A 22,755-nucleotide genomic window follows, 5' to 3' on the forward strand; every position below is an offset into this window, starting at 1 on the left:
GCGGCTCGCGCGGCGCCGGACCCTGAGGATCAGGACAACAGACATGCTAAAAGTTACTAAAGCGGTATTCCCGGTGGCGGGCCTCGGCACGCGCTTCCTTCCGGCAACGAAGGCCAGCCCGAAGGAAATGCTGCCGATCGTCGACAAGCCGTTGATCCAGTACGCGGTGGAAGAAGCCGTGGCGGCAGGCATCACGGAGATGATTTTCGTGACGGGCCGCAGCAAGCGCGCGATCGAGGACCATTTCGACAAGTCCTACGAAATCGAGGCCGAACTCGAGGCTCGCGGCAAGGCCAAGCTGCTTGAGCTGGTCCGCAGCATCAAGCCGAACAACGTGGACTGCTTCTACGTGCGCCAGCCGGAAGCGCTCGGCCTCGGTCACGCCGTCCTGTGCGCGGAAAAGCTGGTGGGCGACAACCCGTTCGCCGTCATCCTCGCGGACGACCTGCTGTATGGCACGCCGCCCGTCATGAAGCAGATGGTCGAGGTGTTCGACCACTACCATAGCTCGGTGCTGGGCGTGGAGGAGATTCCGCCCTCGGAAACGCGCTCGTACGGCATCGTCGACGGCAAGGAGTGGGAAGATTCGATCGTCAAGCTCTCGGGCATCGTCGAAAAGCCGGCGCCTGAAGTCGCGCCGTCGAATCTCGGCGTGGTTGGCCGCTACGTGCTCAAGCCGCGCATTTTCGAGCATCTGCGCGCGCTCAAGCCGGGCGCGGGCGGCGAGCTTCAGCTCACGGACGCGATCCAGTCGCTGCTCGCCGACGAACAGGTGCTGGCGTACAAGTATCACGGCACGCGCTTCGACTGCGGCAGCAAGCTCGGCTATCTGAAGGCGACCGTGGAATTCGCGCTGCGTCACCCGGAGGTCGCCGACGACTTCCAGGAATACCTGCGCACGCGCAATCCGGTGCTGGAAGGCTGAGTTTTCGCTTTCGGTCACTAAAAAGCCCGCAATCTTGCGATTGCGGGCTTTTTTTCGTTGGAGCGCGGCTGGAGCGAGACTTCAGCGGCGGCGCATCAGGAACACGAATGTCTTGTCCTGCTGCGTGCTCTCGACGATCTCGTTGCCGGTCTGCTTCGCAAACGCGGCGAAATCGCGCTGCGAGCCGGGATCTGTCGCGAGAACCTTGAGAATCTGGCCGCTTTCCATGTCGGCCAGCGCCTTCTTGGCGCGCAGAATGGGCAGCGGGCAGCTTAGCCCGCGCGCATCCACTTCCTTGTGAGCCTGAATCTGCATCGGGGTTGGATCCTTCGGTGGCGCGCCAGGACGTGCGGTGACGTTTCCTCACGTTGTATGGCGCAATACATCTTGTTCGGTCTGTCGGTGCGTCAGATAGCGACGATTTTACCGCAGCCGCGCCCCGCCACGCCTGGGCCCAACCTTTCCTGGCTCAAAGCGTGACCGCCTGCCCCGTCTGCAGCGATCGCCGCAACGCATCCCCGATGCGCGTCGCCTCCAGCGCGTCCTCCAGCGTCGCGCCCTGCCCCGCGTCCGTCGTCGCGCCCAATGCCGTGCCGTTCAAACGCGCGCGCACCGCCGCGACGAAGGCTTGCGCCTCGATCAGGAAAGCGTCCTCGAAACGCTCGAAGAAAGTCGGCGTGCACTCGCTGCGCGCGCCGTGCGCGTCGTAAATCTCCACGCGATTGGTGCGCGGCACGCGGCCAATGGCCAGTGCGCCCGCCGTGCCGATCACCTCGCTCGACGTATCGTTGCCGTGCGCCATGGTGCGCGAGGCGTAGAACATCGCGAGCTTGCCGCCTTCGAATTCGCAGATCGCCACGCCGTTGTCGACGTCGCCGAATTCGCGCAGGCCTTCGTGCAGCGCGACCGCGCCCGCCGCATAGACGCGCGTGGCGCGCGGTTTGCCCAGCAGCCAGCGCGCCACGTCGATATCGTGCACCGTGCAATCGAGGAAAATGCCGCCCGAGCCGGCCGAGAAGCGCACGAAAAAACCATCGGGATCGTTGAGATCGCAGGTCTGCGAGCGCACGAGAAAAGGCCGGCCGATCGCGCCCGCGCGCAGCTTGTCGAAGGCGTCGTGATAGCTCGGATCGAAACGGCGCATGAAGCCGATCGTGACCTGCTGGCCGGAGAAACGGCGCGACTCTTCGACCACGCGCTCGCACTCGGCCACGTCGAGCGAGAGCGGCTTTTCGCAGAACACGTGCTTACCCGCGCGCAACGCTTCGACAATCTGTTGCGCGTGCAGCGCCGAGGGCGTCACGAGCCACACGGCGTCGAGCGAATCATCGGCGAGCAGTTGCGCGTAGTCGCTGTACAGACGTGTTGCAGGCAGCGCCGTGCGCGCCCACGTCAGATCGTCTTCGAGCGGGCTGCACGCCGCCGCCAGCGTGGCGCCCGGCACGCGATACGCGAGATTCTGCGCGTGCCGCCGCCCCAGCCGCCCGAGTCCTGCCACGCCCACGCGCAATGGCCGGCCACGATCATTCGATTGCATGGTCCGTCTCCTTCCTGTTTGATTCGGAATCCTTCACATCAATCGAGCGCCGCTGGATGAAAGGCGACGCCAGCGCGCTTTCGCGCGCTATCCCGTTGTTACTCAGCCGTGACTCATGCGGCCCAGCTCCACCACACGCCCTTCGCGCCACGAAAGCGCCGCCGCTTCGGCCAGTTCGAGCGCCTTCAGGCCGTCGGCGACGCTCGTGCGCACCGGCACGCCCTGCGTCACCGCTTCGTGGAAATGGGCCATTTCGCGTGCATAAGCCGCGCGATAGCGCTCAAGGAAAAACGCTTCCGGCACATCCTGCGCCACCGAGGTCTTCGACCACGCCACCACTTCGGTCGGCTTCATATTGCCGGCCTGCAGCATGCCTTCGCTGCCGAGGATCTCGAAACGCTGGTCATAGCCATACGCCGCGCGCCGCGCCGTGTTGATCTGGCAAAGACGCCCGCGCTTCGTGCGGATCGTCACCGCCGTCGAGTCGATATCGCCCGCCTCGGCAATCGCCGGATCGGACAGGCAACTGCCCGTGGCGTGTACGCTCTCGGCTTCGTCGTCGAGAATCCAGCGGAAGATGTCGAAGTCGTGGATCAGCATGTCCTTGAAGATGCCGCCCGAGTGCTTGATGTACTCGACGGGCGGCGCGCCCGGATCGCGGCTCGTCACGATCAGCATCTCCGGCGTGCCGATTTCGCCTGCATCCAGACGCGCCTTGAGCGCCGCGAAGGTGGGATCGTAGCGGCGCTGAAAGCCGATCATCGCGACCACGCCCGCGCGCGCGACGGCCTCGGCGCACTCGCGCGCGCGGCCAATGGCGAGATCGACGGGCTTCTCGCAGAAGATATGCTTGCCCGCCGCCGCCGACTTCAGAATCAGTTCGGAGTGCGTATCGGTCGAGGAGCAGATCACGGTGGCATCAATATCCGCATCGCCGAATGCGCTATCCACATCGCTCACCTGCGCGCCGTGCTGCGCGGCGAGCGCGGCGGCGGCCTCGTGGTTCACGTCGATCACGTACTTCAGACGCACACCGTGCTGGCGCGCGAGATTCGCCGCGTGAATGCGGCCAATGCGGCCCGCGCCGAAAACCGCGACGTTCAGCGTCTTTCCATCAGTCATCGTATCCTCCAGGATCGGTCGATTCTTCTACGTTGAGTTCGAGCCGGTACGCGAGCGCCACGAACAGCGCCTGGCACAGACAGAACGTGCTGGTCAGCGAGCGGAACGCAAACGCGCTCCCCTCCTTCACATAGAGTTGCGCATCGGCGTGACGCGCGAGTGGCGAAAGCTGGCTGTCGGTAATGACGAGCGTCTTCGCCTGATGCTGCTGCGCCGCGCGCAGGCAGTACTGCGTCTCCTTGCCATAGGGCGCGAAGCTGATGGCAACCACCACGTCGCCCTTCCTCACGCTGCGGATCTGCTCGTGATACATGCCGCCCAGGCCCGAAACCAGATGCACGCGCTTGCGCGTATGTTGCAGCGCATACACGATGTAGCTCGCCACCGGAAACGAGCGGCGCACGCCGATCACATAGATATTGTCCGCGTGTTCGAGCATCTGCACGGCGGCGTCGAACTGCGCGTCGTCGAGCCCCGCTTCCAGTTCGTCCAGCCCGCTGCGGCAGGCGCCGATGAATTCTCGCGCGACCGTGCCACCCAGCTCCGGACTGGCTTCGCCTTCCTTCGCGTCGATCAACTGACGAATGCGCTGCTGGTAGCTCGTGGCCGACACGCCCTGCCCCGCATACGCCTGGCGGAACACCGCCTGCAGATCCGAAAAGCCCGAAAAGCCGAAGCGCTGCGCAAAGCGCACCACCGCCGACGGGTGCACGCCGCAGCTCGCGGCGATGTCGCTGGTGCGATCCATCATCACGCTCGCGCGGTTCTGCTCGACATACGTTGCAATGCTTTTGAGCTGGCGCGGCAGCGCTTCGTACTCGTGCGCGATGCGCTGCATCAATTCGTCCACGCCTGCTACCGCGTCGCTGGTTTCATCCGCCATGATCGTTTTCCCTGCCTTTGCCTACTCTTTTGCCGACGCTTTGCCCACATTTTCTTCCGCCATTTGCCGCACTGCCGCAAACCCTTGCTGGGCGGGCCTGAGTGAACTTCCGGAGGCATGGCCAACGGAGCCGATTATAGGCAGCGCGCGGGTTGAATGGAACAGATTTTCCATTTTTATTTGCAATGAAATTTCTGTTGCAAGCGTTCGGTCGATCGCCTAATCTTGTCGATGAGCGCCGCAGAATTCGCTCGCGGGGCTCACCCCAAAAACGAACGACAGACCGAGAAAGGTGGAGACAATGAAGCAACGCAAGAGCAAAACCATGCTCCGAAGGCTGGCTGCGGCGTTCACGCTGGCAGCGGGTTTGACCGGCTTGAGCGTCATGGCCGCACAAACGGCGCAGGCCGCCGACGCGCACTTCGTCCTCATCAGCCACGCGCCCGATTCGGACTCGTGGTGGAACGTGATCAAGAACGCCATCAAGCAGGCCGACGAAGACTTCAACGTCGAAACCGACTACCGCAATCCGCCCAACGGCGACATCGCCGACATGGCGCGTCTGATCGAACAGGCCGCCGCGCGCAACTACGACGGCGTCATCACCACCATCGCCGACTTCGACGTGCTCAAGAGTTCCATCTCCAAGGTCACGGCCAAGAAGATCCCGCTCGTGACGATCAATTCCGGCACCGAGGAGCAAAGCCAGCAATTGGGCGCGATCATGCACGTGGGCCAGCCCGAATACGTGGCGGGCCACGCCGCCGGCGAAAAGGCCAAGGCCGCGGGCGTGAAATCGTTCCTGTGCGTGAATCACATCGCCACCAACACGGTGTCGTTCGATCGTTGCCGTGGCTTTGCGGATGCGATCGGCGTGGACTACAAGACCTCGACGATCGACTCGGGCCAGGACCCGACGGAAATCCAGTCGAAAGTGAGCGCCTATCTGCGCAACCACCCGAACACGGGCGCGATCCTCACGCTCGGCCCGGTCCCGGCGGCGGCCACGCTCAAGGCGGTCCAGCAGATGGGTCTCGCGAACAAGATCTACTTCTGCACCTTCGACTTCTCGGATGAAATCGCCCAGGCGATCCGCGCGGGCACGATCCAGTTCGCCATCGATCAGCAGCCCTACCTGCAGGGCTACATTCCGGTGGCCGTGCTGGCGATCGTGAAGAAGGACCACACCACCGATCCCGCGAAGATCCGCCAGATCCTCGAAGCGAATCCGAAGTTCAAGCAGCGACTCGATACCTATGGCCTGCAACCGTCCTATGGCCCAAAGAACATCCGCTCGGGTCCGGGCTTCATCACCAAGGAGAATCTGGATAAGGTCGTGAAGTACGCGGGTCAGTACCGCTGATCCACGCGTTCATCCGCACCGGTTTTTTGGTTTTTTCGCTTTTATCTTCAGCCACGCGCGCCGGCGGCACGCATCACGCGAACCTGCCTCGCCTTACGCCTGCCCCGCCGCGCGTCAATTCACCGGGCCAGTCCCGCCGCCATGGCAACTGGCCTCGCGACTCAGCTTTGCATGGGAAGCGCACCGCGCGTTGCCGCGCCAGGTGCGATCCACAAGGAGACATCATGGGTGTAGCCGGCAAACACTATCCCTCACACGCAGACGAAAGCGGCGCAGCGCAGCCTCCGGGCGCCGCGGCCCCGGGCGACGAGCGCGTGGGCCATGAATCGTGGTTCGGCCATCTGCTCGGCCGGCCCGAATTCGCCGCGATTTCGGGAACCGTACTCGTGTTCGCCGTGTTCGCGATTGGCGCCGGCGGCTCCGGCATGTTCGACCTCGACGGCGTGATGAACTGGTCGCAGGTCGCCGCTTATTTAGGCATCCTTGCCGTCGGCGCGTGTCTGTTGATGATCGCCGGCGAGTTCGATCTCTCCATCGGCTCGATGATCGGCTTCGCGGGCATGATGGTCGCCATTCCCACGATGTATTTCCACTGGCCGATCGCGCTGTCGATCCTGTTCGCGTTCGTGGGCTGCACGGCGCTGGGCGCGCTCAACGGCTACCTCGTGATGCGCACGCGCCTGCCCTCGTTCATCGTCACGCTCGCGTTCCTGTTCATCCTGCGCGGCCTCACGCTCGCGCTCTCGATCATGTTCGCGGATCGCACCATCGTCTCGGGCGTGGGCGACGTCGCGAAGACCGACTTCCTGACCAACCTGCTCTTTCACGGTACCGCGTTCAAGGGCCTGTTCGTGGGACTCGCGCACCTCGGCATCGGCAAGATGCTCGACAACGGCCAGCCGCTCGTGCCGGGCATCCCGAAGGTGATCTTGTGGTGGATCGCGCTCGTCATCATCGGCGCCTTCACGCTTGCCCGCACCCGCTACGGCAACTGGATCTTCGCCGTGGGCGGCGATTCGAACGCCGCGAAAAACGTAGGCGTGCCCGTCAAGCGCGTCAAGATTTCGCTCTTCATGTTGACCGCGTTCTGCTCGTGCCTGTTCGCGGTGCTGCAGGTTTGCGACATCGGCTCGGCCGCTGCGGATCGCGGCTTGCAGAAGGAATTCGAAGCCATCATCGCCGCGGTGATCGGCGGCTCGCTGCTCACGGGCGGTTATGGGTCGGTGATCGGCGCGGCGTTCGGCGCGCTCATCTTCGGTGTCGTGCAGATCGGCATCACCTATACGAACATCGATTCGGACTGGTTCCGCGTGTTCCTCGGCGGGATGCTGCTCGTCGCCGTGCTCTTCAACCACTATGTGCGCCGCCGCGTCGCGCAATCGTAAGACGGAGGCCAACATGTCGGACACCATTCAGACTGACCCGAACGCCGATTACATTCTCGCGCTCGACAACGTCAGCAAGCACTTCGGCAAGGTCATCGCGCTCAACGGCGTCACGCTGCGCCTGAAGCGCGGCGAGGTGCACTGCCTGCTGGGCGACAACGGCGCGGGCAAGTCCACGCTCATCAAGACGCTCGCGGGCGTGCACGCGCCCACGACGGGCCAGTACTTCGTCGACGGCAAGCCGGTGCGCTTCGAATCGCCCAAGGACGCGCTCGATCTCGGCATCGCGACCGTCTATCAGGATCTCGCGCTGGTGCCGCTCCTGTCGGTCGCGCGCAACTTCTTCATGGGCCGCGAGCCGCAGAAGAAGCTGTTCGGTTTCATCAACGTGATGGATCTCGATGCGAGCGCAACGATCGCGAAGGACCGTCTCGCCGAAATGGGCATCCATGTGCGCGATCCGCATCAGGCGATCGGCACGATGTCGGGCGGCGAGCGCCAGTGTCTCGCGATCGCACGCGCCATCCACTTCGGCGCGCGCGTGCTGATTCTGGACGAGCCCACCGCCGCGCTGGGCGTGAAGCAGAGCTTCAATGTGCTCAAGCTGATCCACGCGGCGCGCGCCAAGGGCATTTCGGTGATCTTCATCACCCACAACGTCCACCACGCCTACCCGATCGGCGATTCGTTCACGCTGCTCAATCGCGGCCGCTCGCTCGGCACCTATACGAAGGACACGATCACCAAGAACGAGGTCCTCGACATGATGGCCGGCGGCGCGGAAATGCAGAAGATGATCGCCGAACTCGACGGCGCCACGATCTGAAACCGCACACCCGTTCCGCGATCCGATACAGAATTCATCAGGAATGCTCATGACCAGTCATGAAAACACCGCAGGCACGCCCAACTCGCGCACCTCGCGTTTTGCGTCTGGGCGCAGCCGCGACATCGTGTGCCTCGGCCGCCTCGGCGTCGATCTCTACGCGCAGCAAGTGGGCGCGCGCCTCGAAGACGTGTCCACGTTCGCCAAATATCTGGGCGGCTCGTCGGCGAACATTGCGTTCGGCTGCGCGCGCCTCGGCCTGAAATCGGCCATGCTCACGCGCGTCGGCGACGACCACATGGGCCGCTTTCTCACCGAAACGCTCGACAAGGAAGGTTGCGATACGAGTCATGTGCGCATCGATCCGGAGCGCCTCACCGCGCTCGTGCTGCTCGGCATCAAGGATCGCGATACGTTCCCGCTGATTTTCTATCGCGAGAACTGCGCCGACATGGCCGTCGATCCCGCCGATTTCGACGAAGCGTTCATCGCCTCGTCGAAGGCGCTGCTCATTACCGGCACGCACTTCTCCACCGAACAGGTCAATCGCACGAGTCTGCAGGCGCTCGACTACGCGCGCCGCCATGACGTGCGCACCGTGCTCGACATCGATTATCGCCCGGTGCTCTGGGGCCTCACGGGCAAGGCCGATGGCGAGACGCGCTTTGTCGCCAGCGCAGGCGTGAGCGAGCATCTGCAGCGCATCCTGCCGCAGTTCGACCTGGTGATCGGCACCGAGGAAGAGTTCCGCATCGCGGGCGGCCACGACGATCTGATCGCGGCGCTCAAGCGCGTGCGCGAAGTCACGTCCGCGACGCTGCTGGTCAAGCGCGGGCCGCTCGGCTGCCAGATCATCGAAGGCGCGGTGCCCGCCTCGCTCGACGCTCTGCCGATGCAGCGCGGCGTGGAAGTCGAAGTGCTCAACGTGCTGGGCGCGGGCGATGCGTTCGCTTCGGGCTTCCTTTCGGGCTGGCTGCGCGATGCGCCGCTCGAAGACTGCGCGCGCACGGCCAACGCCTGCGGCGCGCTGGTGGTTTCGCGCCACGGCTGCGCGCCCGCCATGCCCACGCCCGCGGAACTCGACTATTTCCTGCGCGAAGCCCAGGCCGACCCCGTGCGCATGCGCCGCCCCGACCGCGACGCGACGCTCGCGCGTCTGCATCGCGTGACGCCCGCGCGCAAGCAGTACGACGAAGTGCTCGGCTTCGCGTTCGACCATCGCAATCAGTTCTTCGATCTCGCACAGCAGACGGGCGCAAGCGAAACGCGCATCTCGTACCTCAAGAATCTGTTCGTCGAAGCCGTGGCGCAAACGGAAAGCGCGCTCGGCCTGCAAGGCAGGATCGGCGTACTGATCGACGATCGTTACGGCCAGGACGCGCTCAATGCGGCGACCGGGCGTGACTGGTGGATCGGCCGTCCGGTCGAACTGCCGGGTTCGGTGCCGCTGGTGTTCGATCATGGCCACTCGATCGGCACGACACTCGCCGCGTGGCCCATCAGCCACACGGTCAAGTGCCTCGTGCAGTTCCATCCCGACGAGCCGATCGAGCAGCGCCTCGAACAGGAAGCGCAATTGCGCGCGCTCTACGACGCGACGCAGGCAAGCGGCCATGAACTGCTGCTCGAAGTGATTCCACCGAAGCTCAACGGCAAGCCGAACGCGCCCGACGTCATCTATCGCGCGCTCAAGCGGCTCTACAACATCGGCCTCTATCCCGAGTGGTGGAAACTCGAACCGGTCGACGCGGCGCAGTGGCGCGAGATCGACGCGCTGATCGCCGAGCGCGATCCGCATTGCCGCGGCGTGGTGCTGCTGGGGCTTTCGGCGCCGATGGATCAGCTCGTGGGCGGCTTCGCGGCGGCGGCGGCATCCGATAGCTGCCGTGGCTTCACCGTCGGCCGCACGATCTTCTACGAGCCGAGCAGCGCCTGGCTCAAGGGCGAAATCGACGACAAGGAAGTGATCGCCCGCGTGCGGCACGCCTTCGAAACGCTGATCGCGGCGTGGCGCGCGGCGCGCGGCGATGCGCAAGGCCGATCGAGCCCGTCGAGCCAGTCAAACCCGCGCTCGCCCATCGCGCATGAGGAGAAAGCGGCATGAACCAACGCATCGCTCCCATCGCCAGCGTCGCCCAGGAGCAGGCCCAGCAGGCGCAACCGGTGGCGCAGGCGCCTGGCGCCACCGTGCGCCTCACCGCCGCGCAGGCGCTGGTGCGCTATCTCGCGGCCCAGCGCGTGGCCTGCGAGGACGGTTCCGGGCGCACCGAGCCGCTGTTCGGCGGCGTGTTCGCGATCTTCGGGCACGGCAACGTGGCGGGCCTCGGCGAGGCGCTCTATCAGTATCGCCATGAATTGCCGACGCTGCGCGCGCACAACGAGCAGGCCATGGCGCATAGCGCGATCGCCTACGCAAAGGCGCATTTCCGCCGCCGCATGATGGCGGTCACGACGTCGATCGGCCCCGGCGCGACCAATCTCGTCACCGCCGCCGCGCTTGCGCACGTCAACCGCCTGCCGGTGCTGCTGCTGCCCGGCGATATCTTTGTCTCGCGCGAGCCCGATCCGGTACTCCAGCAGATCGAAGATCTTCAGGATGGCGGACTATCGGCCAACGACGCGCTCAAGCCTGTTTCGCGCTATTTCGACCGCATCGTGCATCCGGCGCAACTGCTTTCCGCGCTGCCGCGCGCGCTGCGCGTGCTCACCGACGCGGCGCTGTGCGGCCCCGTCACGCTCGCACTGCCGCAGGACGTGCAGGCGACAGCCTGGGACTATCCGGCGAGCTTCTTCACGCCGCGCCTCGTCACCTTCCACGCGCCCGCGCCGGTGCAAACCGAAATCGACGCCGCCGTCACGCAGTTGCTTCGCGCAAAGCGCCCGCTGATCGTCGCGGGCGGCGGTGTGCTTTATTCGCGCGCCGCGCCGCAATTGCAGGCCTTCGCTGCCGCGCACGGCACTCCCGTGGTGGAGACGCAGGCCGGCAAGGGAGCGCTGGCGTGGGACGATCCGCTCAATGCGGGTGCGATCGGCGTGACGGGTTCGCCCGCCGCCAACGCGCTCGCCAGCGACGCCGACTGCGTGCTCGCCGTGGGCACGCGCCTGCAGGACTTCACGACCGGCTCGAACTCGCTGTTCGCCAATGCGCGCGTGGTCAGCGTCAACGCCAACGGCTTCGACACGCTCAAGCTCAACAGCGTCGCCGTGCAGGCCGACGCGAAGCTCGCGCTCGCGGCGCTCGACGAAGCGCTCGTCAACTGGCGCGCGGAGGCCGACTGGAGCGCGAACGCACTGCAACTCGCCAACGACTGGCGCACGAGCGTGGAGCGGCTCACGCACGCGGCACAGGACCGCAACTGCCTGCCTTATGACGCCGATGTGATCGGCGCCGTGCAGCGCTCGTCAAGCCGTTCGTACACCGAAGATATCGTCGTGTGCGCGGCAGGCACGCTGCCCGCCGAACTGCACAAGCTCTGGCGCGCGGGCCAGCCCGGCGCGTATCACGTCGAATACGGCTACTCGTGCATGGGCTACGAGATCGCGGGGGGACTCGGCGCCAAACTCGCGCGGCCCGATCGCGAAGTCATCGTGATGGTCGGTGACGGCAGCTATCTGATGATGAACAGCGAGATCGCCACCTCGGTGATGCTCGGCGCGAAGCTCATCATCGTCGTGCTCGACAATCGCGGCTACGGCTGCATCAACCGGCTGCAACAGGCCGTCGGCGGCGCGCCCTTCAACAACCTGTTCGAGGATTGCGCGCAAGGGCCGTTGGGCGCGCCGCGCATCGACTTCGCCTCCCATGCGCGCTCGCTGGGCGCGCAGGCCGAGCACGTCGCCAACGTCGCGGAACTCGAAGCGGCGCTGCAACGCGCACGCGCGGCCTCGCGCACCTACCTCATCAGCATCGACACCGACCCGGCCCGCACGACCGAGGACGGCGGCTGGTGGTGGGAGGTCGCGGTGCCCGAAGTGTCGCCGCGCGCAGCGGTGCGCGACGCACGCGAGCGTTATGACGGCAAACTCGCCGAGCGCGGCGGCCGCGTGACGCAGGCCACAATGAAACCTTCGCCGCACAGCGCCGATGACGCCGAAGACGACACCCCTTCCAACGCATGACGAGATTCACGATCCCCAGATCGAGGCACGCACATGAGCGCATTCGAAGTACGCATCGGCATCAATCCGCTGTCGTGGATGAACGACGATTTGCCCTCGCTCGGCGGCGAAACGCCGCTTTCCACGGCGCTAACCGAAGGGCGCGAGATCGGCTACGAAGGCTTCGAGCTTGGCAACAAGTTTCCGCGCGAGCCGCAGGCGCTCAAGGCGCTGCTTGCGCAATACGATCTCTCGCTGGTGTCGGGCTGGTATTCGGGCATGCTGGCCAGACGCAGCGTGGAGGAAGAAATCGCCGCCGTGGACCCACACCTCGACCTGCTCGCGCAAAACGGCGCGACCGTGATGGTCTATGGCGAAGTCGCCGATTCGATCCAGGGCGCGCCGCGCCCGCTCTATCAGCGGCCGCGCTTTTTCAGCGAGCAGCAGTGGGACGAGTACGCCGCGCGCGTCGACGCATTCGCGCAGCACACGCTCTCGCGCGGCGTGCGGCTGGCCTATCATCATCACATGGGCGCGTATGTCGAAACGCCCGCCGACGTCGACAAGCTGATGGCGCGCACGAGCGACGCCGTGGGCCTGCTGTTCGACGCGGGCCATATCACCTTCGCGGGCGGCGACCCGGTGAAGGAACTCGACAAGCACATCGCGCGCGTCTGCCACGTCCACTGCAAGGACGTGCGCCCCGCCGTCGTGAAGCTGGCGCGCAATCGCAACTGGAGCTTTCTCGATGCGGTGCTCGCGGGCGCGTTCTCGGTGCCGGGCGATGGCGCGGTCGATTTTCCCGCCGTCATCGCGCGGCTCAAGCGGCACGGCTACCGCGGCTGGCTGGTGGTCGAAGCCGAGCAGGACCCGGTGATCGCGCCGTCGTACGAATATGCGCAAAAGGGTTATCGCACACTGCGCACGCTGGTCGATGATCCGGATACCGAAACAAAGGAGGCGGCATGAGTCTGCTGGTCAAGGCCACGCGCGAAGGCCAGACGATCGCGCGCGTCACACCCGCCACGGCGGGCTGGCGCTATGTCGGCTTCGCGGCGTACCGCCTGGGCACCGAAGAAGTCGTCCACATCTACGAAACGCAACGCGAAAGCTGCATCGTCGTGCTTGCGGGCGCGGTGGATATCGAAGTCGATGGTCAGCGCTATTCGGGGCTGGGTTCGCGCGACAGCGTGTTCGAGGACGCCGCGCCCACGGCGCTCTATGTGCCGCCCGGCGTCAAAGCGACCGTGCGCGCCACGCGCGAAGCGGAAGTGGGCGTGGCGAGCGCGCCGGCACAAGGCACGCTGCCGGTGCGGCTGATCGAGCCCGCGCAGATGAAGCGCTCCACGCGCGGCAAGGGCGCGAATACGCGCTACGTCTGCGATATTCTTCCGCAAACCGAGGCCGCCGAATCGCTGCTCGTGGTGGAAGTTCGCACGCCCTCGGGCCACTCGTCGAGCTATCCGCCGCACAAGCACGACGCCGATCGTCTGCCGCAGGAAAGCGCGCTGGAAGAGACGTACTACCATCGGCTCAATCCGCAGCAGGGTTTCGCGTTTCAGCGTGTGTATACCGATGCGCGCGACCTCGACGAAACCATGGCGGTCGAGGATCACGACGTGGTGATGGTGCCGCGTGGTTATCACCCGGTCGTCGTGCCGTATGGCTATGACTCGTACTATCTGAACGTGATGGCCGGTCCCACGCGCGAATGGCATTTTCATAACGATCCCGCGCACGAGTGGATCATCGAGCGGGATTCGAAATAAGGCTTGTGGGAAGGGTTTGAAATGCAAAACGCCGCCTGGTGTAGCGCACACCGGCGGCGTTTTTTTATGACTCAAGACCTGAAGAATATTTTCGAGAAATACGAGCGAGGTCAAATCGGTCTGTGATTCGCACGGCGAGGCCACTCTAGAATCCGTGAGCCCACTCTGCAATCCTTTCCCCGAAATGTCGCAGCTCGCAATAGCAATTGAAGAGTCTCTATCGGATTCTGCGCGGCGCTTCGATCCCGTCACCTGGCACGGCGAGCAATGGGACTTGAGCCATCTCGATCCCTTTGCGTTCAGAATCGACCCGGGACTCGGCACGGTTCTCACGGTCGTGGTCGTGTTTTCCTGCCATTGCTTTACCCACAGCTTCCGGCGGGATACGCGCGCGCGATCCGAGATACCGCGCCACGAAATCTATGACGATGGCCGGGAGCAGCGCGTTCTGGACGCACAGCGCTACGCATTGTCGCGTCAGTTTCTTCGCGCTATTGCAACGAGCCTTCATACGCGCCGGATAACCATCGCTGATCGGAGGCAGCCGAACTTCGTGACGCTCGATACGGTAAATGCAGACGGGACGGTCTCTCAATACGCTGTTTTCTTCGAAACAGGGAAAGACAGACAGCGCAAGCGCCGCATGTTCGTGCGTATCCAGTCGGCCTATCTGCTGGACGGCGGTTTGACCAAACGGCAAGCGGTCGCGGGAAAAGTGAAATTCAATACGCTCTTACGCACTGCGTACCAAGGCAAGAAGATTGGCGGATAAGAACGCAGAAAGACCAACGGCCACCTTTCGGTGGCCGTCGTTTGCGGGGTTCTCTATCTGCTTTTCAGCAGAATTCCTACTCCAGGGTGGGACCCGGTTTCCCGGGCGGCGCTACGTTTTTCACACCCGCTCGTACGTAGTCTTGAATCCGGATGGTACTGCTTTTGAGGCGGCAGGGTCAAGTGAGCGCAAATTGCGCCCTTGATACCGTGCACCGTCTCAAGCCAACTGGAACTTCCCCACCAGCCGCTTGAGCACTTTCGCCTGATCGTCGAGCGACTGCGCCGCCGCCGTCGCTTCTTCCACGAGCGCGGCGTTCTGCTGCGTGCCCGAATCCATCTGCGAGACGGCGCGGCCGATTTCTTCGATGCCCGCGCGCTGCTCGCTCGACGCCGCCGAAATCTCGCCGATGATGTCGTTCACGCGCCTCACGGCTTTCACCACTTCTTCCATCGTGTGACCCGCGTCGGTCGCAAGCGTCGAGCCGTTTTCCACGCGCTCGACCGAAGCGGTGATCAGCGCCTTGATTTCCTTGGCCGCCGCGGCGCTGCGCTGGGCGAGATTGCGCACTTCCGCCGCGACCACCGAGAAACCGCGCCCCTCCTCGCCCGCGCGCGCCGCTTCGACGGCCGCATTGAGCGCGAGAATATTGGTCTGGAACGCGATGCCCTCGATCACGCCGATGATATCGGCGATGCTCTTCGCGCTCTCGTTGATCTGGTTCATCGTCGTGACCACGCGGCCCACCACGGCGCCGCCCTTCTCGGCGATCTGCGAGGCGTTGCCCGCCAGCGTGCTCGCCTGCTGCGCGTTTTCCGCGTTCAGGCGCACCGTCGACGTCAATTGCTCCATGCTGCTCGCCGTGCGTTCGAGCGCGACGGCCTGCTCTTCGGTGCGGTGCGAGAGGTCGAGATTGCCGGTCGAGATTTCGCTCGATGCGCTGGCGATGGCTTCGGCGCTCGCGGCGATTTCGGCGACCGTGGTCGAGAGGCCGTTCTGCATGTCGCGCAGCGCGCCGAGCATGCTGGAGGCGTCGCGCGCATGCACCGTCACCGGCTGCGCGAGGTCGCCCGAGGCGATGCGCGCGGCAATGGCCTTGGCGTGCGCAGGCTCGCCGCCAAGCTGGTGCGCAAGACGCCGCACCACCCACTCGCTCACGACAAAGGCGAGCACGAGCAGCGCCAGCGTCGCCACGGCGATCATCACGAACGAAGACTTGAAGATGAAGGCCGACGCCACGATGGTCGCCTTGGCTGCCGCGCCGCGCTGCTCGACGATCTGATCGACGAGGGTTTCGAGCTTGCCGGTCTCGACGAGCAGCGACACGTCCTGGGTGCCGACCTGCCAGCTCATCTGCGACAGATCGAGCGGCTGCGCCTTCACGAGCGTGACGAAGTCGCGCAGATGGCCGCTCCAGGTTTGCGCCGCCGCGGCGAACTGCTTTTGTTGCGCGATGGCATCGGCACCCGATTGTCCGGCGTACTGGCCGAGTGCCTGAATCTCCGTGCCGAGCGCGGCGAGATCTTTTTCGATGCCGTCGCCGAGTTCGTCGCGCTCTTTGGCCGTCGTGGCCGTGAGCAGCATCTTCTGCGCGCGGCTCGCCCGCAGCACGTGGCCGCGCGCTTCCTCGGCGGCGCGGCTCGCGACGTGGCCTTGCTCGTAGATCGACTGGGTGGAGTCGTTGAGCCGGCTGATCTGCGCCAGCGAAAACGCGCCGATCGCGAGCGTGCCGATCAGCACCACCGCGAAGGCGGCGCGCAGCATCGCCTTAACCGACAATTTCGACAGCTTGCTGCTATCGCGCGATTTGCCGCGCTTCTTTCCCCTTGACGCGCCACCGGGCGCCACGCCTGCCCCACTGTCCACTTCCGGCACAAAACTCGCGTGCAGGCTGGCCTCTTTGATTGCTCTCATCGTCCGTCGGTCTCCATGCAAAGCTGACGACCAGAGTCGGCGCTTTTGGCGCGTGTCTGGTTTCCTGCAAAGCGCTGATTGTTGTGCGGCGCCACGCCCGCATCGACTGGATGATTTTCGATGCTCACTGCGTAGCGCCTCAACTCCGGTCAACGGCACGGCGCTGCGCAATCTTTAGTTGCGCGCCCGCTGCGCGTGTTTCGGCCCCGTAGCTTTGGCGTGTATTCGGCGCTTGCCGCGCACACGCATGGCCCGGGTTATAACCGGCCAAAATCCGCGATCAAAAAAGCGCGGCGATTTCGAGACATCCCTCGACAGGACGCTGCGGCAAGGCGTCGCGGGAACCGGCGGCGATCAGGCCATCATCCGATGTCCGATTCTCGACAAATATTGTCAGGACGGTTCAAGCAAGACACATTACACTGCGCTTCATAACTCCTATACCTGACAACGTCACGCCATCGCCCTGTCCGCCTGCTGTTGCGCGACGCGGCGCCCGCGTGAGGCTCTTCTGCTTCTTTTGCTTATCGACACCATGCAAACCAGTCTCGACAAGCGCGCCGCGTCCGGCGCCGCTCCCGCGCCCGCTCAAAGCACCCAAAGCGCGACGCCTGCCGCCTCCGGTGTGCAGCGCACCGTGTATTCCGTGCTCGGCGCAATCAGTTTTTCGCATCTGCTCAACGACATGATCCAGTCGCTGATCCTGGCCATCTATCCGATGCTCAAGGACAACTTCGCGCTGTCGTTCACGCAGATCGGTCTCATCACGCTCACTTACCAGATCACGGCGTCGATGCTGCAGCCGCTGGTGGGCATCTACACCGACAAGAAGCCGATGCCGTATTCGCTGCCCGTCGGCATGGGCTTTACGCTCTGCGGTCTGCTGCTGATGTCGGTGGCGCCCAGCTTCGGCGTGCTGCTGGTGGCCGCCGCGCTGGTCGGTTGCGGCTCGTCGGTGTTCCATCCGGAGTCCTCGCGCGTGGCGCGCATGGCGTCGGGCGGCAAGCACGGTCTGGCGCAATCGCTCTTCCAGGTGGGCGGCAACGCGGGTTCGTCGCTCGGGCCGCTGCTCGCCGCCGCGATCATCATTCCGCACGGCCAGCGCAGCATCGCGTGGTTTTCGGCAGCGGCGCTGGTCGCCATCGTCGTGCTCACGCAGATCGGCCGCTGGTACAAGGCGCATCCGAACCTCAAGAAAAAGCGCGCCGATGTGCCGCATGTCGCACTCTCGCGCGGCCGCGTGGCGATGGCCATCAGCATTCTCGTGCTGCTGGTGTTCTCGAAGTACTTCTATCTCGCGAGCATCAACAGCTACTTCACGTTCTATCTGATCGACCGCTTCCATCTGCCCGTGCAGGCCGCGCAGGTGCATCTGTTCGTGTTCCTTGCCGCCGTCGCGGCGGGCACGATCATCGGCGGGCCGGTTGGCGACCGCATCGGCCGTAAATATGTGATCTGGGGTTCGATCCTGGGCGTGGCGCCTTTCACGCTGCTGCTGCCCTACGCGAACCTGTTCTGGACCAGCGTGCTGACCGTCATCATCGGCGTGGTGCTGGCCTCGGCGTTCTCGGCGATCCTGGTGTATGCGCAGGAGCTGATCCCGGGCAAGGTGGGCATGGTCGCGGGCCTGTTCTTTGGCTTCGCGTTCGGCCTGGGCGGTATCGGCGCGGCCGTGCTCGGCCAGCTCGCGGATGCCACCAGCATCGGCTTCGTCTACAAGGTCTGCTCGTTCCTGCCGCTGATCGGCATCCTCACGGTGCTGCTGCCCGATATCGAGGGCAAACGGGCGAAGAAGACCGCCTGACGCGTCCCACGCACGACGCACGCCTTGCAGGACCGGCCGGCTGCCCTTCGGGGCGCCGGCCGTTTTTCCATGGCGCGCCGATTGCATCGGACTGCCTTGGACGCCTCATCGCTTCGTACTAGTCTTGAACCATGCCTTCGAAGCCAGAGTCCGCGCCCACGGGAGGTTCGCCATGCAACTGTCCACGGTAGACATCGTCAAGCCCGAGAACACCAACTTCATTCTCGGCCAGTCGCACTTCATCAAAACGGTCGAGGATCTGCACGAGGCGCTGTTCGGCGCCGTGCCGGGCCTCGCCTTCGGTCTGGCGTTCTGCGAGGCGTCGGGCAAGCGGCTCGTGCGGCGCTCGGGCACCCAGGACGCGCTCGTCGAGATGGCCACCGACAACGCAATGCGCATCGCGGCGGGCCATAGCTTCATCGTGTTCCTCGGCGACGGCTTTTTTCCGGTCAACGTGCTGAATGCCGTGAAGGCCGTGCCCGAGGTGTGCCGCATCTTCTGCGCAACGGCCAATCCGACCCAGGTGCTGATCGCGCAAACGGACCAGGGACGCGGCATTGTCGGCGTGGTGGACGGGTTGCCGCCGCTTGGCGTCGAGGCCGAAGACGACGTGCGCTGGCGCCAGGATCTGCTGCGCGCCATCGGGTACAAAGCCGGCTACAAGGCCGGTATTTAAGGCGTGATGCCGATGGCCTGGCTCACCGAGCAAACGCTCTGGCCCGCGTTGCGCGCGCGCACGCAACGCGCGCTGGCGTGCGGCGCGTTGCAGCCCATCGAAACCGCGCTCGTGCATCTGGAACAGGACGGCGTGCGTTTCGCGGTGCGCCAGGTATCGAGCCTCGCGCGCAAGGAGGCCGCGCGCCGCACCGACGCCTCGACCGCGAGCGGCGGCGCCATTACGCGCCGCAATCCGTTCCTGCCGTATGAACCCGATCTTTGCGTGGGCGATCTGTCGCCGACGCATGTGGCGCTGCTCAACAAGTACAACGTGATCGACGATCATCTGCTGATCGTCACGCGCCGCTTCGTGCCGCAGACCGCGCTGCTCGATCAGGACGATTTCGAAGCCTTGCTCGTGGCGCTGCGCGGCGGCGATGCGCTGGGCTTCTACAACGGCGGCGAGGAAGCCGGTGCGAGCCAGCCGCACAAGCATCTTCAGGCCGTGCCCTTGCCGCTCGATGAATCGGGGTTGCCTGCGCCGCTCGAAGCGCTGTTTGCTTCGCTGACCGTCACGGACAGCGGCGCGCGTATCACCGGCCTGCCATTCGCGCACGCGTTCGCGCGGCTCGATCTGATGGCGGGCGATGCGGCACGCACCGCTCTGAAAACCTGTCGCGCACTGCTGCACGCGACAGGCATCGACGCAATCGACGTGGACGGTCTCGCGCATCAGAGCGCGCCCTACAACCTGCTCGTCACGCGCCGCTGGATGCTGGTGGTGCCGCGCGCGGCGGAGCGCGTCGAAGGGATCTCGCTCAACGCGCTCGGTTTCGCGGGGTCGCTGTTCGTGCGCGACGCGCAGCAACTCGACACGCTCGCGCGCATCGGGCCGATGACGGCGCTCGCGCGCGTCACGAAGCCAACCGCCTAACCGATCCCCAGCCAGTCGCGCACGATCTCTTCCCGTTGCGCGAGCGCGGCCGGCGTGCCGTCGAACACGATGCGCCCATGCCCCATCACCGCGACGCGATCCGCCAACTGCGGCGCAAGCGCGAGCCGCTGCTCGATCAGCAGGATCGCGACGCCGCGCTCGCGCAGCGCGCGCAGGCACGCCGCCACGCGCGCGGCCATCGGCGCGGACAGGCCTTCGGCGGGTTCGTCGACGATCAGGAGCCTGGGCGCGCCCAGCAGCGCGCGGGCGAGCGCGAGCATCTGCTGCTCGCCGCCCGAGAGCACGCCCGCGCGCGCGGCGCGGCGCTCGCGCAGGATCGGGAAAAGCGCGTGCGCGTCGGCAAGCGTGAAGCTCGCGCGGCGCTTCGTCATGCCGAGGCGCAGGTTGTCATCGACGCTCAAGGTCGGGAAGATGTCGCGCTGCTCCGCCACGTAGCCCAGGCCCGCGCGCGCGATCTCGAAGGTGCGCAGCGGCGCGAGATCGGCGCCCGCGAAGCGCCGCACGCCGGCAGCTGCCACCATCGACATCAGCGCCTTCGCGAAAGTCGAGCGCCCCGAGCCGTTGCGCCCCGCGAGCGCGACCACTTCGCCCGCGCCGATGCGCAGATCGACGCCTTGCAGCACCTGGCTCGCGCCGTACCACGCGCGCAGACCGGCGACTTCGAGGAGCGGGCTTGTCGCGCCGGACTCATGCATCGGCGGCTCCCGCTGGCGCGCCGAAATACGCCTCGCGCACGGCGACGTCGGCGCGGATCGCCTCGGGCGTGCCGGTCGCGATCACCCGCCCCTGCGCGAGCACCGAAACGCGATCGGCAAGGCCGAACACGGCGTCCATGTCGTGCTCGATCAGCAGCACGGTCTTGCCCGCCGTCATCGTGCGGATCAGGTCGATGGCGCGCGCGGCTTCGGCGCGGTTCATGCCTGCCGTGGGTTCGTCGAGCAGCAGCGTGTGCGCGCCGCCCGCGAGCGCCAGGCCCAGGTCGAGCGCGCGCTGCTGGGCGTAGCTGAGCGTCGCTGCCGCGTGATTGGCCGCGTGCGCGAGATCGAGTGCGTCGAGCAGTTCGGTTGCGCGCGCATCGACTCGTTTCGATGCGCGCGTCGCGCCGAACCAGCGCGCGGCGAGACCCGTGCCGCCGCCCAGCGACGCCAGCACCGCGCAGCGCAGGTTGTCGCGCGTCGACAGGTTCGCGAACACGCTCGTGGCCTGGAAGCTGCGCGCGAGACCGCGCCGGGCGAGCGCGGCGCTCGCGAGCCGCGTGACGTCCGCGCCGCGCAGGGTGATGCGGCCCACGCTCGCGCGACGTTCTCCCGCGATCAGGCTGAAGAGCGTGGACTTGCCCGCGCCATTCGGGCCGATCAGCGCGTGGCGCTCGCCCTCGCGGACGTCGAGATCGACGCCACGCAGAACCCGCGTCGCGCCGAAGCGTTTTTCGATGCCGCGTAGCTGGAGCGCGAGTGCGGTCATACGCACTCCTTGCGGGCTTCGTCGAGCGACGCGGCCGCGCGTTGCGCGCGCCGTGTGAGCCACGCCGCGGCAAGCGACAGGACAACAATCGCCGCTGCCAGCGCGCCCGTGGCAAGAGGTGACAGCGCGGCGAGCCACGCGCTCGCATCGTCGTCGCCGAAACGCAGCGCGTAGGCCCACTGCACCGCCAGCACGAGCGCGAGCGTGCCGCAGCCCGCCGCGAACGCCGCCGTCGTCCAGTACGCGCGGCAGCGCCGCCAGCCATGCCGCACGAGCGCCGCGCGCTGCCTCACGGCGAAACCCGCCAGTCCGTCAGGCGCGGCCAGTACGACGACGATGAAGAAAAGCCCCACATAAAGCATCCACGCGCGCGACACGCTCGCCACGCCCACGCTGAACCCGACCCAGACGAGCGCCCCGAGCACCGGGCCGAAGAAGGACGCCGTCCCGCCCGTCACCGTCGCGATCAGCACGCCCGCCGAGCGCGTCATGCCCACGCTTTCCGCGGCGGCAAGCTCGACATTGATGAGCGCGAGCGTGCCCGCGACGCCCGCGAAGGCCGATCCCAGCACGATCATCGCGGCCCGCACGCGCGCGGGCGACGCGCCGAGCGCGGCGGCGCGCACCGGGTTGTCGCGCACGGCGTTGGCGAGGCGCACATAAGGCGCGCGCGAGATCGCGTAGATCGCCACGCTCGCTACCAGACACCAGAGCGCGATGATGCAGTACGCCTCGCGCTGCGGCCCGAAGGTCCAGCCCGCGATGGCCGGGCCGCTCGCGCGGTCGATCGCGACACCGGCTTCGCCGCCGAACCAGTCGGGCAACGCCCACGCGGCGGCGGCCACCAGTTCGCCCAGGCCCAGCGTGATCATCGCGAACGCGGTGCCCGCGCGGCGCGCGGCGATGAGCGCAGTGAGCACGCCAACGGCTGCGCCCGCCACGCCGCCCACGAACGGCAAAAACGGCAAAAGCGGCAAAGGCAGCGCCGCGTGATTGAAAACCTGCGCCGCGGCCAGCGCACCAAGCCCCGCAGGGGCGGCATGGCCGAACGACAGCAACCCGGTCTCGCCGAGCAGCAGGTTGTAGGAGAGCGCGAACACAATCATCGCCGCGGCCTGGGCGAGACAGGTGAGCAGCCAGCCCTGCGGCACGCCCTCGGGAGACAGCCAGGCCGACACGAGCGGCGGCACGGCCAGCAGCGCCGCGAGCGCGATCCAGGGCGCACAACGCCAAGGCGCGCGCACAGGGTCATTCGTCGTCGGTCGAGCGGCGGCCATGTCG

General features: G+C 65.9%; 21 protein-coding genes. 12 read left to right on the forward strand and 9 right to left on the reverse strand.

The features are described from left to right. Positions 1 to 43: 43 nt before the first annotated feature. Complete coding sequence (gene galU / locus B0G62_RS27925) at positions 44 to 925, forward strand: UTP--glucose-1-phosphate uridylyltransferase GalU (protein ID WP_103707414.1); 882 nt, start codon at positions 44 to 46, stop codon at positions 923 to 925. Positions 926 to 1,006: 81 nt separating this feature from the next. Here galU and B0G62_RS27930 read toward each other — a convergent pair whose 3' ends face one another. The 4 genes from B0G62_RS27930 to B0G62_RS27945 form a co-directional block, all read right to left on the reverse strand. Further along, positions 1,007 to 1,234, reverse strand: a complete 228-nt coding sequence (locus tag B0G62_RS27930) for a sulfurtransferase TusA family protein (protein WP_103707454.1) — start codon at positions 1,232 to 1,234, stop codon at positions 1,007 to 1,009. 160 nt (positions 1,235 to 1,394) lie between these two features. Next, entirely contained in the window at positions 1,395 to 2,462 is a 1,068-nt protein-coding gene (locus B0G62_RS27935) for a Gfo/Idh/MocA family oxidoreductase (RefSeq protein ID WP_103707415.1), read from the reverse strand. A 102-nt stretch (positions 2,463 to 2,564) separates the two neighbouring features. Then, positions 2,565 to 3,584 (reverse strand): inositol 2-dehydrogenase, encoded by a 1,020-nt coding sequence (gene iolG / locus B0G62_RS27940; protein ID WP_103707416.1) that lies wholly within the window; start codon positions 3,582 to 3,584, stop codon positions 2,565 to 2,567. Further along, positions 3,577 to 4,467, reverse strand: a complete 891-nt coding sequence (locus tag B0G62_RS27945; RefSeq protein ID WP_103707417.1) for a MurR/RpiR family transcriptional regulator — start codon at positions 4,465 to 4,467, stop codon at positions 3,577 to 3,579. The genes iolG and B0G62_RS27945 overlap by 8 nt, the downstream gene beginning before the upstream one ends. A 301-nt stretch (positions 4,468 to 4,768) precedes the next feature. Between B0G62_RS27945 and B0G62_RS27950 the strand changes: the two genes are divergently transcribed. From B0G62_RS27950 to B0G62_RS27985, 8 genes are all read left to right on the forward strand, one after another. Beyond that, positions 4,769 to 5,830, forward strand: coding sequence for a sugar ABC transporter substrate-binding protein (locus B0G62_RS27950; RefSeq protein WP_103707418.1), 1,062 nt, complete (start codon positions 4,769 to 4,771; stop codon positions 5,828 to 5,830). A gap of 224 nt (positions 5,831 to 6,054) precedes the next feature. Beyond that, a complete protein-coding gene (locus B0G62_RS27955; protein WP_103707419.1) occupies positions 6,055 to 7,215 on the forward strand; it encodes an ABC transporter permease in 1,161 nt (386 codons plus the stop codon). 13 nt (positions 7,216 to 7,228) lie between these two features. Next, the gene (locus tag B0G62_RS27960; protein ID WP_103707455.1) at positions 7,229 to 8,041 is read left to right on the forward strand and encodes an ATP-binding cassette domain-containing protein; all 813 of its coding nucleotides are present in this window, start codon (positions 7,229 to 7,231) and stop codon (positions 8,039 to 8,041) included. A 49-nt stretch (positions 8,042 to 8,090) separates the two neighbouring features. Next, the gene (locus B0G62_RS27965) at positions 8,091 to 10,145 is read left to right on the forward strand and encodes a bifunctional 5-dehydro-2-deoxygluconokinase/5-dehydro-2-deoxyphosphogluconate aldolase (RefSeq protein ID WP_103707420.1); all 2,055 of its coding nucleotides are present in this window, start codon (positions 8,091 to 8,093) and stop codon (positions 10,143 to 10,145) included. Next, complete coding sequence (gene iolD / locus B0G62_RS27970; protein WP_103707421.1) at positions 10,142 to 12,160, forward strand: 3D-(3,5/4)-trihydroxycyclohexane-1,2-dione acylhydrolase (decyclizing); 2,019 nt, start codon at positions 10,142 to 10,144, stop codon at positions 12,158 to 12,160. Before B0G62_RS27965 ends, iolD begins: the two co-directional genes overlap by 4 nt. 33 nt (positions 12,161 to 12,193) lie before the next feature. After that, on the forward strand, positions 12,194 to 13,108 hold the full coding sequence (gene iolE / locus B0G62_RS27975; RefSeq protein WP_103707422.1) for a myo-inosose-2 dehydratase: 915 nt from the start codon (positions 12,194 to 12,196) through the stop codon (positions 13,106 to 13,108). Then, positions 13,105 to 13,908, forward strand: a complete 804-nt coding sequence (gene iolB, locus B0G62_RS27980; protein ID WP_103707423.1) for a 5-deoxy-glucuronate isomerase — start codon at positions 13,105 to 13,107, stop codon at positions 13,906 to 13,908. The genes iolE and iolB overlap by 4 nt, the downstream gene beginning before the upstream one ends. 184 nt (positions 13,909 to 14,092) lie before the next feature. Further along, positions 14,093 to 14,680: a hypothetical protein gene (locus tag B0G62_RS27985; RefSeq protein WP_103707424.1), complete on the forward strand. Its 588-nt coding sequence runs from the start codon at positions 14,093 to 14,095 to the stop codon at positions 14,678 to 14,680. Between the two features lie 219 nt (positions 14,681 to 14,899). On the opposite strand, the gene B0G62_RS27990 is transcribed toward B0G62_RS27985, so the two are convergent. Continuing rightward, positions 14,900 to 16,594 carry a methyl-accepting chemotaxis protein gene (locus B0G62_RS27990; RefSeq protein WP_103707425.1) on the reverse strand — a complete coding sequence of 565 codons (1,695 nt, stop codon included), beginning with the start codon at positions 16,592 to 16,594 and terminating at the stop codon, positions 14,900 to 14,902. Next, complete coding sequence (locus B0G62_RS32550) at positions 16,591 to 16,722, reverse strand: hypothetical protein (RefSeq protein WP_279629774.1); 132 nt, start codon at positions 16,720 to 16,722, stop codon at positions 16,591 to 16,593. The genes B0G62_RS27990 and B0G62_RS32550 overlap by 4 nt, the downstream gene beginning before the upstream one ends. A gap of 407 nt (positions 16,723 to 17,129) precedes the next feature. Between B0G62_RS32550 and B0G62_RS27995 the strand changes: the two genes are divergently transcribed. The 3 genes from B0G62_RS27995 (at position 17,130) to B0G62_RS28005 (ending at position 19,989) form a co-directional block, all read left to right on the forward strand. After that, entirely contained in the window at positions 17,130 to 18,398 is a 1,269-nt protein-coding gene (locus B0G62_RS27995; protein ID WP_103707426.1) for an MFS transporter, read from the forward strand. Between the two features lie 172 nt (positions 18,399 to 18,570). Beyond that, positions 18,571 to 19,074 (forward strand): adenosine-specific kinase, encoded by a 504-nt coding sequence (locus tag B0G62_RS28000; protein WP_103707427.1) that lies wholly within the window; start codon positions 18,571 to 18,573, stop codon positions 19,072 to 19,074. A gap of 12 nt (positions 19,075 to 19,086) precedes the next feature. After that, positions 19,087 to 19,989 carry an ATP adenylyltransferase family protein gene (locus B0G62_RS28005; protein WP_244193401.1) on the forward strand — a complete coding sequence of 301 codons (903 nt, stop codon included), beginning with the start codon at positions 19,087 to 19,089 and terminating at the stop codon, positions 19,987 to 19,989. On the opposite strand, the gene B0G62_RS28010 is transcribed toward B0G62_RS28005, so the two are convergent. The 3 genes from B0G62_RS28010 to B0G62_RS28020 are packed head-to-tail and all read right to left on the reverse strand — an operon-like array spanning position 19,986 to position 22,751. Further along, positions 19,986 to 20,705 carry an ABC transporter ATP-binding protein gene (locus tag B0G62_RS28010; protein ID WP_103707429.1) on the reverse strand — a complete coding sequence of 240 codons (720 nt, stop codon included), beginning with the start codon at positions 20,703 to 20,705 and terminating at the stop codon, positions 19,986 to 19,988. The genes B0G62_RS28005 and B0G62_RS28010 overlap by 4 nt on opposite strands. Next, complete coding sequence (locus B0G62_RS28015; protein WP_103707430.1) at positions 20,698 to 21,474, reverse strand: ABC transporter ATP-binding protein; 777 nt, start codon at positions 21,472 to 21,474, stop codon at positions 20,698 to 20,700. The genes B0G62_RS28010 and B0G62_RS28015 overlap by 8 nt, the downstream gene beginning before the upstream one ends. Beyond that, positions 21,471 to 22,751: a branched-chain amino acid ABC transporter permease gene (locus B0G62_RS28020; protein WP_103707431.1), complete on the reverse strand. Its 1,281-nt coding sequence runs from the start codon at positions 22,749 to 22,751 to the stop codon at positions 21,471 to 21,473. The genes B0G62_RS28015 and B0G62_RS28020 overlap by 4 nt, the downstream gene beginning before the upstream one ends. Between the last annotated feature and the right edge of the window lie 4 nt (positions 22,752 to 22,755).

Source organism: Paraburkholderia eburnea, from assembly GCF_002917095.1.
GTDB lineage: Bacteria > Pseudomonadota > Gammaproteobacteria > Burkholderiales > Burkholderiaceae > Paraburkholderia > Paraburkholderia eburnea.

Excerpts from the sequence above, each read along its gene's own strand:
- galU (WP_103707414.1), top strand. The coding sequence starts at position 44 with ATGCTAAAAGTTACTAAAGCGGTATTCCCGGTGGCGGGCCTCGGCACG.
- B0G62_RS27935 (WP_103707415.1), bottom strand. The coding sequence starts at position 2,462 with ATGCAATCGAATGATCGTGGCCGGCCATTGCGCGTGGGCGTGGCAGGA.
- iolG (WP_103707416.1), bottom strand. The coding sequence starts at position 3,584 with ATGACTGATGGAAAGACGCTGAACGTCGCGGTTTTCGGCGCGGGCCGC.
- B0G62_RS27945 (WP_103707417.1), bottom strand. The coding sequence starts at position 4,467 with ATGGCGGATGAAACCAGCGACGCGGTAGCAGGCGTGGACGAATTGATG.
- B0G62_RS27950 (WP_103707418.1), top strand. The coding sequence starts at position 4,769 with ATGAAGCAACGCAAGAGCAAAACCATGCTCCGAAGGCTGGCTGCGGCG.
- B0G62_RS27955 (WP_103707419.1), top strand. The coding sequence starts at position 6,055 with ATGGGTGTAGCCGGCAAACACTATCCCTCACACGCAGACGAAAGCGGC.
- B0G62_RS27960 (WP_103707455.1), top strand. The coding sequence starts at position 7,229 with ATGTCGGACACCATTCAGACTGACCCGAACGCCGATTACATTCTCGCG.
- B0G62_RS27965 (WP_103707420.1), top strand. The coding sequence starts at position 8,091 with ATGACCAGTCATGAAAACACCGCAGGCACGCCCAACTCGCGCACCTCG.
- iolD (WP_103707421.1), top strand. The coding sequence starts at position 10,142 with ATGAACCAACGCATCGCTCCCATCGCCAGCGTCGCCCAGGAGCAGGCC.
- iolE (WP_103707422.1), top strand. The coding sequence starts at position 12,194 with ATGAGCGCATTCGAAGTACGCATCGGCATCAATCCGCTGTCGTGGATG.
- iolB (WP_103707423.1), top strand. The coding sequence starts at position 13,105 with ATGAGTCTGCTGGTCAAGGCCACGCGCGAAGGCCAGACGATCGCGCGC.
- B0G62_RS27985 (WP_103707424.1), top strand. The coding sequence starts at position 14,093 with ATGTCGCAGCTCGCAATAGCAATTGAAGAGTCTCTATCGGATTCTGCG.
- B0G62_RS27990 (WP_103707425.1), bottom strand. The coding sequence starts at position 16,594 with ATGAGAGCAATCAAAGAGGCCAGCCTGCACGCGAGTTTTGTGCCGGAA.
- B0G62_RS27995 (WP_103707426.1), top strand. The coding sequence starts at position 17,130 with ATGCAAACCAGTCTCGACAAGCGCGCCGCGTCCGGCGCCGCTCCCGCG.
- B0G62_RS28000 (WP_103707427.1), top strand. The coding sequence starts at position 18,571 with ATGCAACTGTCCACGGTAGACATCGTCAAGCCCGAGAACACCAACTTC.
- B0G62_RS28005 (WP_244193401.1), top strand. The coding sequence starts at position 19,087 with ATGGCCTGGCTCACCGAGCAAACGCTCTGGCCCGCGTTGCGCGCGCGC.
- B0G62_RS28010 (WP_103707429.1), bottom strand. The coding sequence starts at position 20,705 with ATGCATGAGTCCGGCGCGACAAGCCCGCTCCTCGAAGTCGCCGGTCTG.
- B0G62_RS28015 (WP_103707430.1), bottom strand. The coding sequence starts at position 21,474 with ATGACCGCACTCGCGCTCCAGCTACGCGGCATCGAAAAACGCTTCGGC.
- B0G62_RS28020 (WP_103707431.1), bottom strand. The coding sequence starts at position 22,751 with ATGGCCGCCGCTCGACCGACGACGAATGACCCTGTGCGCGCGCCTTGG.